This window comes from Beijerinckia indica subsp. indica ATCC 9039 (genome assembly GCF_000019845.1).
GTDB classification, from domain to species: domain Bacteria; phylum Pseudomonadota; class Alphaproteobacteria; order Rhizobiales; family Beijerinckiaceae; genus Beijerinckia; species Beijerinckia indica.
This window is the reverse complement of record NC_010581.1, coordinates 2,705,027-2,718,533: the sequence shown is the minus strand read 5'-3', so window position 1 is coordinate 2,718,533 and position 13,507 is coordinate 2,705,027. Positions and strand designations below refer to the sequence as shown.

Here is a 13,507-nt window from a genome sequence, read left to right as displayed (position 1 = left end):
TGAAAACCTGTCAGAGTTTCTTGATCGCGCTCTCGATGAGGGCCTTGCAGCGCAAGAGGCGCTCGTATTCGGCTTTGTCGATCAGGACTTGTTCCGGCTCTGCCGCGGGTTTCTCGCCAAGCGTGAAATTGGCGGCATTGGCGGCATCGAGCAAAGCCATTTCCAATTGCGAAATCCGCTCGGTGGCGCGTTCGATATAGGGAATGGGATTGGCGAGAACTTTTGCCTCGTGTTGTGCCTCGAGGCTGAGGAGCTGTGAGAAACGGCGAACCTTGTCGCGATCTTTCTTGCCGAAATCATGTTCGATGATGGTCACGGTCTTCTCCATCATGCTGTCATGGATAGGCCAGCATGAAGCGCCAAGGCGCGGCGCGCAAGAGAAAGATGCAAGAAAAATGTCAAGATTGCGCTGAGAATCGAGTGGAAACCGGATCTGCGTGTGGAAAAGGCTGAGATTCCAATCTACTAAGCGGGCTTGCGTAGCGTTGGCTGCCTCAAGCGTCGCGCGGCCCTTCCTGATAACGGGCAAAGAGTAATTGCGTCTCGCCATAGGTGCGTGTTTCAACCAGCCTATAAGAGGCTGGCAGGATGAGAGGGGTCTCCGCGCTTTCCTCGATGACCACGAGAGCGCCGGGTTCCAGCCAGCCGCCTTTGTGCAGGCTTTCCAGCACCGGAGTGACGAGCCCCTGGCCATAGGGCGGGTCGAGAAAGGCGAAACCGAACTTTGCGTCCCGTGTCAGGGGGCCGAGCCTGCGCGCATCACGCCGCTGGATTTGCGCCTGATCCGTGAGGCCCAAAGTGTTTAGATTGGCGCTTATGAGAGCTTGTGCGGCTTTGTTCTCCTCGATGAGCAGGGCAAAACGGGCTCCGCGTGAAAGGGCTTCGCAGGCTATGGCACCCGTGCCAGCGAAAATATCGAGGATATTGGCCTCTCGAATCGGATCGTCGTAGGAATGATCGAGAATATTGAAAAGCGTCTCGCGCAGACGGTCCGATGTCGGGCGGATCGCTGATGTCGTCGGGCCTTTCAGGACGCGACCTTTGAAACGCCCGCCGATAATACGCATGGATTGATTTCTGGTTTGCAGAGCTTTTTCGAAGGCATGAGACCATTGCCGGTGTCATATCTCATGCCGTGTCGGGATCAGCGAGGTGGATTAGGCCAGATCGAAACGCAAAACGCCGAGTTTTTCAATTGAACTTTCGATTTTGTCGCCGGCTTTCAGCCAGACTTGTTTGTCTTTCGGCATTCCGAGAATGACGCCTTGCGGCGTGCCCGTAAAGATAATGTCGCCGGGCTCCAGGGGAAACAGTTTCGATATATAAGCGATCATCTGTTGCGTATTGAAGATGAAGTCATTGGTATTGCTTGATTGCCGGACTTCCCCGTTGACGCGTGTTTCGAGTTGGAGATTGTTCGGATCACCAACAAGATCAGCCGAGACGAAATAGGGGCCGATGGGGGCAAAACCATCAAGAGTCTTTCCTGCCATCCACTGACCGCCCGTATCGAATTGAAGGTCGCGGGCGGAAAAATCATGGCCGATGGCATAGCCTGCAACATAATTCAGGGCATCCGCTTCGCTCACATTCGATGCGGTCTTGCCCATGACGATCAGCAGCTCGGTTTCGTAATCGAATTTATAGGAAACATCCTTCGGCGGCAGTTTGATCGTGCCTTGATGTGGCGCCAGGCTATTATTGTATTTGTTGAAGAGAACGGGAACCTTCGGCACAGGCTGGCCGGTTTCGCGCGCATGCGCCTTATAGTTCAGGCCCACGCAAACGATCTTGCCCGGATGGGCCAAGAGCTTGCCATAGGTGATATGAAATTCATCCAGAAAAGCCGGTTTGGCCGAGGGAGAAGCGTTTGCGGCCTTGATGAGTGTATCCAGCGCATTCATTCTGCCGGTGCGCAGCAGCTTGTCCAGCGTCCTCGGAGCCTCTAATTTGAGGATATCGCCGGCCTTGACGACGTCGAGTATGCCACTTGGTGTTTTTACGCCGAGTGTTTCCGTTCCATCGCTCTGTTTGATCGTCAACAGGGTGACGCCCTTCGGCAATTCATGCGGGCCAGTGTCAGTAGTCTGTGCCGCATTGGCGATATTCAAGCTGGACATCACGGCGACTCCTGCGGGGACAGCAGCGAGAACAGAACGGCGTGTCGGCATTATCATTCCTCCCTGAATGGACAGGTCATTGCGTCGTTATGATCATGTCTGCATTCATTGCAGACATGATCATAAGACAAAACTCGCCATTCAAAAAATAGCCTTGTGCCGTGAAACGCGGTTCAATTCTTCTTGAAACTTTTGCCGCCGCCGACAGGGCTCTTTCGGCTCTGGGGCCGCGTATCCTGTTTCCCGCGGACAGCGCCTTTCGGCTTGCCTTCTTTGCCGCGAGATGCATGGGCTTCACCGCCTAAACCCTTCGCCTTTTTCGCCTCGAATTTGGCGTAGCGTTCGGCTTTCTCAGCGGCGGCATGGGCGGCAGCGAAACGCTTTGCGTTGCGCGTTGCGGGTTCGGCCCTCTTTGACGTGGGTCCAGCTGTCACACGATGTTCGACCGTGACCACGCGACCATGGCGGTCGGCGATTTCTTGGGCTTCGACGCGCTTGCGGGGCGCACCCTTGCGGTTTTCGTCTTCAGCACGCAGAAGCGAAATATGTTTGCGTGAGCGTGGTGCCGGTTTGGCCGTCCGCGCTGGATGTTCGTCTTCTCTCGGCTTGTCTTTCGTGAATGTCCTGGACGAAGGGCGAGGCGCTGCCCCGTGGGATTTTGTAACGGACTTGCCCTCTGTTCTGGTCTTTGACGGTGTTTTTCTCGCGCGCTCGGGGGCTGCTGGTTCGGCAGCATCCTCGTCATGGCGTGTCCAATCGACGCCCGCCGCCGCCGCGAGGCTCGGCCCTAATTGATCGCGCAGAACGCGGGTGCGCACTTCTGTGACGTCTCCCTCGGGCAGATCGCCAAGCTGGAAAGGTCCAAAGGAGAGGCGGATCAGGCGATTGACCTCCAGCCCGATCTGTTCCAGCACACGCTTGACCTCGCGGTTCTTGCCCTCGCGCAGGCTCAGCGTGAGCCAGCTATTGGCGCCTTGCTCGCGGTCGAACGTGACTTCCATGCCGGCATAATGAATGCCGTCTATGGTGATGCCCTGGCGCAATTGATCGAGCACGGCCTGATCAGTCGTGCCCTTGGCGCGCACGCGATAACGGCGCACCCAGCCGGTCGTCGGTAATTCGAGCAGGCGCGAAAGCCCGCCGTCATTGGTCAACAGCAACAGCCCTTCGGTATTGATGTCGAGCCTGCCGATGCTGAGGACGCGCGGCATGTCTGGGTGGCGCTCATGCAGATAATCGAAGACGGTGGGCCGGCCTTCAGGATCATGATTGGTCGTCACCAGTCCGCGCGGCTTGTGGAAGAGAAACAGCCGCGTGTGACCGCGCGCAGCGAGTTTTTCGCCATCGACCAGAATCACATCCTCGTCGCTGACGCTCACGCCCGGTTGTGTCAGGACGGTGCCGTTGACACTGACGCGACCCTCCGCGATCCAGGCTTCCGCGTCACGGCGCGAGCAGAGCCCGGCACGGGCCATGACCTTGGCAATGCGTTGTGGCTCTTGCGCGTCCTTTTGTTCCGCGAGGACGGGCTTCGCGAAACGCGGTTTCTGACCTTTAAACGAAGAGACTTTGGACCCTTGCGTCTTGGAAGGACGCGGAGGCGCGGAAGGGCCGGGCTTGGAACTGGGCTTTGAAGGGCCAGGCCTTGAAGGACTAGGCTTTGAAAAACCAGGCTTTGAAAAGCCAGGCTTGGTTCCAGCCTTTCTCGGGGCCGCGCCCACCGATGCGCGGGGAGGACGGCCGTCTGACGTCTTGCGCATGGCGCGGATCACCTGAAATGAATGGAAAAGGGGCGCCGGACAAGGTTCGAAACCTTGCGTCCAGGCGCCCCTTTTGCCGTTTGCTTCTCTTGTGATCAAGTCCAATCGCAATTTAGCCTGATCGAAGGAGAAAGCCGGTTCAGGCGTTCTGCAGAATGCCGATCCGTTCCCGATCCGGCCTGAAGCGCTTTTCCTTCAGGGCGGCTTCGATATCCTCCAGTGAGGATCCCGCCGTTTCCGGCACGAAATAGAGAACGAACAGGAAGGAGACGATATTGACGCCGGCGTAGAACCACATCGTGCCGCCGAGCGTGAGGACATGGACGAGGCTCAAGGCCGTGCCGGTGACGATGAGATTGCTGCCCCAGAGTGTCGCAGCATGCAGACTTGTCGCCTGGCTCCGCATCGAGAGCGGGAACATTTCCGCACCGAGCAGCCAGCCGACCACCTGAATGCCCCCTGCATTAAACAGAATAAAAAGCAGCAGAAAAGCGACGATCAGCCAGGATCCAAGCCCGCCCGGCTGAGGATTCAGGGCGAAGACGGTGCCGAGCCCGATCAGGCTCAGCACGGAGCCTGGGCACATGATGAGCATGAGACGACGGCGCCCGATGCGGTCGACATTGAGGCAGCCGATGAGCGTCATCAGGCAATAGACGATGGCGACGCCGAGGCTTGCCAGCAAGGCCGAAGAGGCGCCAAAGCCTGCTTGCGAGAGGAATGTCGGCGCATAATAGATCATCATTTCCAGCCCACCGCATTGGGTGAAAAAGGCGACGCCAAGGGCAGCCACCAGGGCAGGGCGCACCCACGACTGGCCAAGGCCGCGCCAGCCGCGATCTTCATCGCGTGTCTTTTGGGCGGTCTCCTGGATCTGTTTGACCTCGTTGTGAATGGCGTGACGGCAATTGCGGACCTGCCGCAAGGCATCGAGAGCCCCGTGCAGGCCGATGTTTTCCGCCGCCCAGCGCGGGCTTTGCGGCAGAAAAAACATTGAGATGAAGACGATCAAAGCGGGCACCGCGGCGACGGCGACCATGGCGCGCCAGGACCAGCTTTCATGTAATGTGAAACCCACGATATTGGCGAGCAGAATGCCGATGCCGATCGCGACATTGAACAAAGTGACGAGCTTGCCACGCCGCTCGGCTGGGGCAAGCTCGGAAATATACATGGGTACCACCTGCGTTGAACCGCCGACAGCAAGTCCCAAAAAGAAACGCGCGGCGATCAACGACCAGACATCGGGGGCAGCGGCACAGGCCAGGGCACCGATAATATAGACGATGGTAATGACCATCACCGACCGTCTGCGGCCGATGGCCTCCGACATGGTGCCGGTCGCTAAGGCACCGGCCACGGCGCCGGCGAGAATGGCCGCGGCGACGAACTCCTGCATGGTCCCCTGGAGCTGAAATTCCTTCGTGATGAGGATGAGAGCGCCAGCGATAATGCCTGTATCGTAACCGTAAAGACCGCCACAAATCGCGGCGACTGTTGCAGCCAGTCGCATCATGTGATCGGCATAGGGCGATAATTCGAGTTGCGCGATTGCTTTGGCAGGGCTAGGAGTGAACTGCTGATGCAGCGTTGAACTTTGTTCCTGCATGAGGGCGAAACCTCCTTTTAAGAAGGCCGAACCGTTTCTCTCGCGTCAACTCTCGGTGTCTGGTGTCGAGAAGGTGCGATAGCAAGGCTTTCGGGGCTGTCAAATGGGCGCAGCAAGCCTGCACGAAACCCAAGGGCCGCCGAGTCTCTTGTTGGAGAAGGCCGCTTTCCTGACGTTCACTTTGGAAGCGGTGGGTTCGGTCTACGCTATGGACATGCCACCGGATCGGGCGGCGGTGAAAAGAAAGCGCCTCCTTTCGTCACAGGTTCTGGGCCAAAGTACAAGCGACAGGATCTCACGGTCGCGGAACACGGCCTTGATGAATATCTATCTGATAAGGTAAAAGAATTCTTGCGTACTGTCCAGCTTTGGAACGGCTGGACGGGCCTTGCCGCGCGCGCTGTCAGGCATAGGTGGCTGAAAAGACAAGCATTCATGATCGAAAAAAAATTCATTAACTGATCATTTGCTCACTTTCAAAGCCCATAAAAAAGCGCGCTGGTGCTCGTCAGCGCGCTTTGGCCTCGATTCAAAAATTCAAAAGGACCGGCGGAAAGGCGCCGCCTCGCTGCCCCGCTGCCCCGCTGTCGCGGGGTCTTATTGGCACATATACCGATTGCCGTCGTAGGCGAGATAGGTTCCGCTTGCGGGGTCGAAGGAGCGGTATTTGCGCGCGCAATAGGCGATCCAATTCGGGTCGACGGGAGCCCCACCACCATAATAACCAGGCGGCGGCGCGGAATTGGCGGCGCCGGCAATAGCCGCTCCGGCGGCAAGGCCCAAAAGACCGCCCGCGATCGCGGCTCCCGCGACATCGCCGCCGCCATAATAACCCCCTCCATAATAACCGCCCCGGTATCGCCGATATTGCACGGGCTCGATGAGGGAGTTTTGTGAAGACGACACCGTGATCGCATTGCGAAGGGCTTGAGCCTGGGCTGGTGCGATGGCTGGTGTTCCAGATCCGATCACCGAAAGCCCAAGGGCCAGCAGACTGCAAGCGATACGCATCGTGTGGTTCTCCTTATCGATTTTTAAATAGGATGCTGAATCAACTTACAGCATCACGCGTTAAATCGGATGCATGAGTGATGCTGTAAATTTGTATTCTGTAATATGGATGATTAAACTATACAGCCTCTGTCTCCACGATATGTTGCCGCTCGGGAGAGTGATCAAGTACAGTGGCATCGCACAATTCAAAAATAAACTCTTGATAGAGAGAGTAAATTACCAGCAGCGCCTGACGCGTCTCCAGAACCAGCGTCCATTGGCGCCGCGCACGCGCACATTGACCCAACGGCAGCGGTGCCTTGGATGCCATTGTGCTTCCGTGATCGAGAGCGCACTATCCTGTGCAATGACATTTTGATTGATTGAAAGTGCGTTGGCGGGCGTGTCCTCGAAGCCGAGAGCACCAAAAGCAAGGGCGCCGATAACAGGTAGCCAGTGTAATTTCATGAGGTCTCTCCCTGTGTAGGGTCCAAACGATCATGCGAAGTTGGACCTCCCGAAGGATGAGCATATCCTGAGAAATTTGCCAAGACTCAAGCCGCCCGATGAAACATTAAATTACTGATATATCGGTTCTTCTTGATGAAACAGATAGTCGAGCTCGGTGCAAATGTTTGGGGTGAGGATCATCTATCAAAATAAAGTGATGAAAAGCATCTTCCATTTCATCTGAAGCAGAAAATGCTTTCCATGGTCGTGTAAAAGCTTTGTTAAAGACTCGCTACCGCTTCGGGTCTCGTTTAGAGTCTTCTGGCATTTCTTTGTATGCGGTTGATCGATCGCACATCAGTAGCAGCGCCAGACACGTCTCACGGCCCATCCATTCGGGCCGCGAACGCGTGTACTCACCCAGCGGCAGCCGCCGCCCCGATGGTAGTAGCCGCCACCCCGGTAATAGGCTCCGCCCCCGCGGTGATAATATCCTCCACCCCGGTGATAATATCCGCCCCCGCCGCGATGGTAATACCCGCCGCTCCGATGATAATAGACGACAGGAACGGCGTCTGTGTTCTTTTGGGCAACTACAGCCGGATCGAGGGAAAGCGCGGTGCCGGGTGTGGTCGTGAAAGCAGCTGCGACAAAGGTTAAGAGCGCGGCCAAAAACAACCCGCATGGTTTCATTAGACTCCTCCTAGTCTTTCATCGCCATTGCGAACGCGATCATGACGACAGAAAGAATCTAAACCCAAAGATCGCAAATGGCGACCTTTGGATTCCTTTCCCGAACGCTCGTTTGTTCAAATGGATCGAAAAATTTGAGAATGTCCCATTGGGCATCCTGCGGGACCGGTGGGACATGGCGGAAAAGCGCAAGCGTTAGCGGCGTTGCGCCTGATTTTGCCGGTCCTTCGTTAAAGCACCTTGGTCTTGACCAGGGTGGCATGGGCCTCAAGGGCTTCGTTCAGGAGCATCTCCTCATCGTCGCATCCCTCGGCCGAGAGCCGGCCGGCGGCAAAGAGTGCGGCATCATGTCCGGAAAGTTTCGGCCATTCGGCCTCGAGAAAGGCGGTTTTGAAATCCTGATCGTGCAATTCTCCAAGGCTTGCCTGCAATTTTTCCAGCGCCTCGAGCATGATCTTATAGGATGGCCGGTTACGGGCTATGCTTGGCACATCCAAAAAGAAATCAGCCATGTAGCGCAATTTTTTTGCGGCGATACGCAGTCTGTGGCGTGCTTCCGGGGTGAGCTTGACGAGTGTTCGGCCGCGCCTCACGATTTTGCGCCGGCGTTCGCGCAGGGCGGGGCGGACGAAGTTTTCCAGGGAAGCCCCGTTTTCCGCGGCCTGCTGGGAAGCATGATGCTGCCAAGCGCCTTGCTCAATCCAAAGGCTGAAATCGAGCAGAAAGCTTCGGGCACGGGCTGTGCGTATGTCCTTTGCAAGCGCGAAATAATCGGCGATACGCGCCTGTTCCATAAGTTCCGCCAAAAGGTGGCTGCCCGGTATTTTGCCGGCCTCGGCGGCGGGGTTGAAAAGACCTGTCTGCAAAACGTCGCGGTCGCGCGCCTCTCCAAAACGCCGCGCGATCCATCGCACTTCGTTCGCAAGCCTGGGAAAAGTTTCGTCTGCTAATAAAGGCTTGAACAGGCTGAAGGCGGCGCGTAGCCGTCGCAGGGCGACGCGGCCCTTGTGAACCGCTTCAATGGGATCTGGCCCCTCCAAAGCGATGAGGCTCAATGTGTAATCGTGCAGACAGGCTCGTGCGATGGATTGGAAGGCTGCTGTGGCGCTCATGTCCTCGGTCAAGCGCGGGTTGGTGCTTTTGGGCGGCAAGGCCCAGCGACCAAGGGCAAGCATATGGCCATGCTCGGCTTTGCTGACGGGGGAATAAGACAATGGCAAATGGGCTTGAAATTTTCGCGCCAGGTCGAGCAAGCCGGCTGGCTCGCCCGCTTTCAATTCGAGTTCCAGTTCATGCACGGACGAGCTTTGCGACCCGGCGATGATCTGGCCGATGTCAAGGGCGACCTCGATCGTCGCGCCCTCATTGTGAAGGAGAAAGGATCTCCGCTCGACCGCCACGGTGAAGATCGCGGTCAGGCTGTCGCCGATCTTGGGCTTGGCGAAAAAATCGGCCAGGGGTGTTTGATCAAAAAGCGTCAGATCGGGTGTATCGCCTGTAAGTGGGGATTCCCATTCGCCTCGCTCGAGATCGGACGACAATTGGCATTTAAGGGTTTGGATGCGTTGGACACCATCTCGACGGGCGCAATCGCGAATACGCAAGCCAATGCCTTGCTTCCAGAGTTTGCCTTCCGGGGTATCGAAATAAATGGCTTTGAGTCTCTGGTGCTCTGCTTCGGCAAGGGACGACGCGATCAAGGAAGATTGTTCCAGAACGGCGAGGTCATCCGGGGCGAACAGGAATTTGAGCTCGATTTCTGTTTCTGAACCCATGAGGTGCTCTTGGAATGCGGGCGGCCAGGATAATTCTCCGCAATTATCCCTTATTTGATAGCAGCCCTGTGACAACAATCCGAACCCAGTGACAAGATGAGACTTGAGCGATGATGGTGAAGGACCTAAATGCTTGTTCGGGTCGCTGCGAAGGAAGGCTTGGAATACTTTCTTGGCAGGGTGATCACTCGGCCGAGCCTGACACCTCCCTGTGGAGCCTGCCGGGAAACGGACCAAAACCTGTTGGTTTTGCGGATCCATTGCCCGATATTTTGTAGCAGCTATCTGGTTATTCACGAAAGTCTGTGTCAAGAAAAGCGCCCTCGCTTTGCTTGATTAGGCTTTATCAAAAAGTCTGGCACTGCCCGCGCATCGTCGAGCAACGAGGATCTTTATAGAGGCCGCAGATCGATTCCAAAAGGCAGTTCGATTGGATAAGATACGCGAAGCTTACGCCGATTGGTTCTGGCGAGTGAGCAACCAAGGAGAACAATTGTGATTTCCGTGACTTTCCCCGATGGCGCGGCGCGCCAGTTCGAGCCGGGCGTCAGTGGCGTCGACATTGCCAAAAGCATTTCGCCCTCGCTCGCGAAAAAAGCACTCGCCATGTCGCTCAATGGGACGTTGAGTGATCTTGCCGACAAGGTTGATCGCGACGCCCGCATCGAATTCATTACGCGTGATGATCCGCGCGGGCTTGATCTCATCCGTCACGATGCCGCCCATGTGATGGCGGAGGCGGTGCAGACGCTTTATCCCGGCACGCAAGTCACAATCGGTCCGGTGATCGAAAATGGCTTTTATTACGATTTCTACCGCAATGAGCCGTTTACGCCGGCCGACTTCGCAGCCATCGAGAAAAAGATGGGCGAGATCATCGCCCGCGACAAGCCCTTCACCAAGGAGGTGTGGTCGCGTGACGAGGCCAAGGCCTGGTTCGAGACGCATGGTGAGGCTTTCAAGGTCGAACTCGTCGATTCAATCCCTGGCAACGAGGATCTGAAGATCTATCGCCAGGGCGAATGGCTCGACCTTTGTCGTGGTCCGCATCTCCCCTCAACGGGCAAGATTGGCACGGCCTTCAAGCTCATGAAGGTGGCGGGCGCCTATTGGCGTGGTGATCATACCAAGCCGATGCTGCAACGCATCTATGCGACGGCCTTCGCGAATAAACAGGAACTCGACGCTTATTTGAAACAGCTCGAGGAGGCCGAAAAGCGCGATCATCGCCGCCTGGGCCGCGAGATGGATCTGTTCCATTTCCAGGAAGAAGGGCCGGGCACGGTTTTCTGGCATCCCAAGGGCTGGACCTTGTTCCAGACCTTGATTTCCTACATGCGCCGCCGCCAGCAGGAGGCCGGTTATGTCGAGGTCAATACGCCGCAAGTGCTTGACCGGGCCTTGTGGGAGACCTCCGGCCATTGGTCGACCTATCGCGAAAATATGTTCATCACCACCACGGAGGATGAGCGTGTCTTCGCGCTGAAGCCGATGAATTGTCCGGGCCATGTGCAGATTTTCAAGAATGGCCTCAAATCCTATCGCGACTTGCCTTTGAAGATCGCTGAATTCGGTGTCGTGCATCGTTATGAGCCTTCGGGCGCTTTGCACGGGGTGATGCGTGTGCGCGCCTTCACGCAGGATGACGCGCATATTTTCTGCACCGAAGACCAGATCATGGACGAGGTGTTGAAGATCAACGACCTCATCCTGTCGATCTACCGCGATTTCGGCTTCGAGGATATTGTCATCAAACTCTCGACGCGGCCGGAAAAACGTGTCGGTTCGGACGAGGCCTGGGACAAGGCGGAAGCCGCGCTGACACGGGTGCTCGAAAAGCTGGGTAATCAGTTCAAGACGGGCATCAATCCGGGTGAGGGGGCGTTCTACGGACCGAAACTCGAATATACATTGCGCGATGCCATTGGCCGGGAATGGCAATGCGGCACGACGCAGGTCGATTTCAATCTGCCGGGACGATTCGGCGCGTTCTATATCGCGCCCGAGGGTGACAAGACCGTACCGGTAATGATCCATCGCGCCATGTTCGGTTCGCTCGAGCGTTTCACCGGCATTCTCATCGAGCACTATGCCGGTCATCTGCCTTTATGGCTCTCGCCTCTGCAGATCGTCGTCGCGACGATCACGCAGGAAGGCGATGATTATGCTTATGAAGTGATGGCTGCGGCGCGCAAGCGCGGGCTCCGTGTCGATGGTGACCTGCGCAATGAAAAGATCACCTATAAGGTACGCGAACATTCGCTTGCCAAAGTGCCGGTGCTCTTTGTCCTCGGCAAGAAGGAAGCAGCCGAGCGCACGGTGTCAATCCGCAGGCTTGGTTCCAATGATCAGATAAGCCTGGGGCTCGAACAAGCGCTCGAATTGCTTGCCGCCGAAGCGACGCCTCCCGATTTGCGGCCGGCGTCCTGAAGCAATGTCCTGAATTGAGCCTCCAAGAGGGTATGCCCTCTTGGAGGGAGGACTTTTATTTTTTCTATTTCAAGAAATTATCATGGAACAGCGCGTCACCCGGGAGCAGCCGAGGAATCTGTGCTGCCATTGAGGACCTATGGAACGCTCATATAGCTTCATCAGTCATCGAAGCATGCGGAAAGCGTATGATGTCTGATCCGATTTCTGACACCGGGCGCATATTAACCGGTAGATGCACGTGCGGGGCCGTCGAGTATACGGTGGCGGATGCTTTTCTGTATGCAATGAATTGTCATTGCTCGAACTGCCGACGTACGACTGGTTCGGCTTTCAAGCCCTTTGCCGGCATCGAGCGAAGCCAGATGCGGATTGTGCGCGGGGAAGATGCGGTCTCGATTTATGGTGGCGAAGAAGCCGCGCATGATGTTCACTGTGCAACCTGCGGCTCGCTTCTCTACTCTGTCGTGCGTGAGGGAGCCTATGTTCATGTTGCCATGGGCACTTTGGTAGATGATCCGACGATCCGCCCTTCGATGCACATCTTCGTCGGATCGAAGGCAAAATGGTATCAGATCACGGACGATCTACCCCAGTATGAGACATTCCCTAACGATTGATCCGACATCGCATGGCGTACCCAGATTTGACGTAACGCAAGTGAGAAATGGTGGCTGAACTTCGGTTGTCTTAATGAAGTCATGCTTTCCAAGTGAATACTGTTCTTATCCAGACGAGCATTTTGCCATTTAATGGCAATAGCAAAATGCTCGTCTTTAAATAATTTGCGGTTTATTAGTTGATTTATTTTATGGTATTTATAAAATATAGATATCCGTAAAGCAGATCTCGGATTCGTGGGGGATTGTCGCAATCAATGAGAGAGACTCATGGTCGGACGTGCTTTCATCATTGGTGGGACGGGCCAAATTGGCCGCGCCATCACCACGGATCTTCTTGCTCATGGTTGGGAAGTGGTCATCGCTCATCGCGGCCATCAAACATTGTCCGCTGATCTCAGCAATACGCGTGTGTCTACCATCCTGCTCGACCGGGACGTGCCCAATGCCCTGGCGACCGCACTTTCCGGTGGAGCAGATGCCGTCATCGATCTTGTGGCTTATACACCGACCCACGCTGAGCAATTGCTTGCGCTGGAAAGCAATGTCGGCAGTTTCATCGTCATTTCCTCGGCCAGTGTTTATCGGGATTCAAATGGACGTACGTTGGACGAGGCACGTGAAAATGGCCCGCCGGAACTGCCGGAGCCAATCTCAGAAATACAACCGACAGTCGAGCCTGGGCTCTCCACCTATTCCACACGCAAAGTAGCGATCGAATATATGCTCCTCGATCAGGCTACTCATCCTGTGACGATATTACGACCCTGTGCCATTCATGGTGTCGGCTCGCAGCGCCCTCGAGAATGGTGGTTCGTCAAGCGCATGCTTGATGCCCGTCCGGCTATTCCGCTGGCTTATAGTGGAACAAGTCGTTTTCACACAACTTCTGTGATCAATATCGCGGCACTCACCCGTCTTTGTCTGGAAAAGCCAGGCTCACGCGTGCTGAACATCGCTGATCCCACGGCTCCAAGCGTCAAGGAAATCGGTCATCTCATAGCGCGGCATTTACACTATGAGACGGGCCTTTTATCGATGTGACCGACACCGCTTT

13 protein-coding genes are annotated in these 13,507 nt (G+C 56.0%); 4 read left to right on the top strand and 9 right to left on the bottom strand.

Features of this window, described 5'->3' with window-relative positions:
* Positions 1-10 precede the first annotated feature (10 nt).
* The 4 genes from BIND_RS12010 to BIND_RS11995 all read right to left on the bottom strand — a co-directional run bounded on the left by BIND_RS12010 (position 11) and on the right by BIND_RS11995 (position 3,607).
* Complete coding sequence (locus BIND_RS12010) at positions 11-316, bottom strand: hypothetical protein (protein ID WP_041778768.1); 306 nt, start codon at positions 314-316, stop codon at positions 11-13.
* A 178-nt stretch (positions 317-494) separates the two neighbouring features.
* Positions 495-1,067: a 16S rRNA (guanine(966)-N(2))-methyltransferase RsmD gene (gene rsmD, locus BIND_RS12005; protein WP_012385342.1), complete on the bottom strand. Its 573-nt coding sequence runs from the start codon at positions 1,065-1,067 to the stop codon at positions 495-497.
* Positions 1,068-1,157: 90 nt separating this feature from the next.
* Entirely contained in the window at positions 1,158-2,171 is a 1,014-nt protein-coding gene (locus tag BIND_RS12000; protein WP_012385341.1) for a fumarylacetoacetate hydrolase family protein, read from the bottom strand.
* A gap of 122 nt (positions 2,172-2,293) precedes the next feature.
* On the bottom strand, positions 2,294-3,607 hold the full coding sequence (locus tag BIND_RS11995) for a pseudouridine synthase (RefSeq protein WP_280110012.1): 1,314 nt from the start codon (positions 3,605-3,607) through the stop codon (positions 2,294-2,296).
* Positions 3,608-3,704: 97 nt separating this feature from the next.
* Here BIND_RS11995 and BIND_RS21955 point away from each other — a divergent pair, with 97 nt between their 5' ends.
* Positions 3,705-3,896: a hypothetical protein gene (locus tag BIND_RS21955; RefSeq protein WP_244395876.1), complete on the top strand. Its 192-nt coding sequence runs from the start codon at positions 3,705-3,707 to the stop codon at positions 3,894-3,896.
* Positions 3,897-4,019: 123 nt separating this feature from the next.
* On the opposite strand, the gene BIND_RS11990 is transcribed toward BIND_RS21955, so the two are convergent.
* From BIND_RS11990 to BIND_RS11965, 5 genes are all read right to left on the bottom strand, one after another.
* Positions 4,020-5,489 (bottom strand): sugar porter family MFS transporter, encoded by a 1,470-nt coding sequence (locus BIND_RS11990; RefSeq protein WP_012385339.1) that lies wholly within the window; start codon positions 5,487-5,489, stop codon positions 4,020-4,022.
* 597 nt (positions 5,490-6,086) lie between these two features.
* Positions 6,087-6,500: a BA14K family protein gene (locus BIND_RS11980; RefSeq protein ID WP_012385337.1), complete on the bottom strand. Its 414-nt coding sequence runs from the start codon at positions 6,498-6,500 to the stop codon at positions 6,087-6,089.
* 219 nt (positions 6,501-6,719) lie between these two features.
* Positions 6,720-6,950 carry a hypothetical protein gene (locus BIND_RS11975; protein WP_012385336.1) on the bottom strand — a complete coding sequence of 77 codons (231 nt, stop codon included), beginning with the start codon at positions 6,948-6,950 and terminating at the stop codon, positions 6,720-6,722.
* A gap of 398 nt (positions 6,951-7,348) precedes the next feature.
* Complete coding sequence (locus tag BIND_RS21650; protein ID WP_158304381.1) at positions 7,349-7,525, bottom strand: hypothetical protein; 177 nt, start codon at positions 7,523-7,525, stop codon at positions 7,349-7,351.
* A gap of 330 nt (positions 7,526-7,855) precedes the next feature.
* Entirely contained in the window at positions 7,856-9,400 is a 1,545-nt protein-coding gene (locus BIND_RS11965; RefSeq protein ID WP_012385334.1) for a CYTH and CHAD domain-containing protein, read from the bottom strand.
* Between the two features lie 495 nt (positions 9,401-9,895).
* Between BIND_RS11965 and thrS the strand changes: the two genes are divergently transcribed.
* The 3 genes from thrS (at position 9,896) to BIND_RS11950 (ending at position 13,494) form a co-directional block, all read left to right on the top strand.
* On the top strand, positions 9,896-11,830 hold the full coding sequence (gene thrS, locus BIND_RS11960) for a threonine--tRNA ligase (RefSeq protein WP_012385332.1): 1,935 nt from the start codon (positions 9,896-9,898) through the stop codon (positions 11,828-11,830).
* A gap of 191 nt (positions 11,831-12,021) precedes the next feature.
* Positions 12,022-12,450, top strand: a complete 429-nt coding sequence (locus tag BIND_RS11955; protein WP_012385331.1) for a GFA family protein — start codon at positions 12,022-12,024, stop codon at positions 12,448-12,450.
* Positions 12,451-12,720: 270 nt separating this feature from the next.
* Positions 12,721-13,494 (top strand): NAD-dependent epimerase/dehydratase family protein, encoded by a 774-nt coding sequence (locus BIND_RS11950; protein WP_050763964.1) that lies wholly within the window; start codon positions 12,721-12,723, stop codon positions 13,492-13,494.
* The last annotated feature ends 13 nt before the right edge of the window (positions 13,495-13,507 follow it).

Bases quoted from the DNA above. Each gene is read 5' to 3' on its own strand.
- rsmD (WP_012385342.1), bottom strand. From the start codon at position 1,067: ATGCGTATTATCGGCGGGCGTTTCAAAGGTCGCGTCCTGAAAGGCCCG.
- BIND_RS12000 (WP_012385341.1), bottom strand. From the start codon at position 2,171: ATGCCGACACGCCGTTCTGTTCTCGCTGCTGTCCCCGCAGGAGTCGCC.
- BIND_RS11990 (WP_012385339.1), bottom strand. From the start codon at position 5,489: ATGCAGGAACAAAGTTCAACGCTGCATCAGCAGTTCACTCCTAGCCCT.
- BIND_RS11980 (WP_012385337.1), bottom strand. From the start codon at position 6,500: ATGCGTATCGCTTGCAGTCTGCTGGCCCTTGGGCTTTCGGTGATCGGA.
- BIND_RS11975 (WP_012385336.1), bottom strand. From the start codon at position 6,950: ATGAAATTACACTGGCTACCTGTTATCGGCGCCCTTGCTTTTGGTGCT.
- BIND_RS11965 (WP_012385334.1), bottom strand. From the start codon at position 9,400: ATGGGTTCAGAAACAGAAATCGAGCTCAAATTCCTGTTCGCCCCGGAT.
- BIND_RS11955 (WP_012385331.1), top strand. From the start codon at position 12,022: ATGTCTGATCCGATTTCTGACACCGGGCGCATATTAACCGGTAGATGC.
- BIND_RS11950 (WP_050763964.1), top strand. From the start codon at position 12,721: ATGGTCGGACGTGCTTTCATCATTGGTGGGACGGGCCAAATTGGCCGC.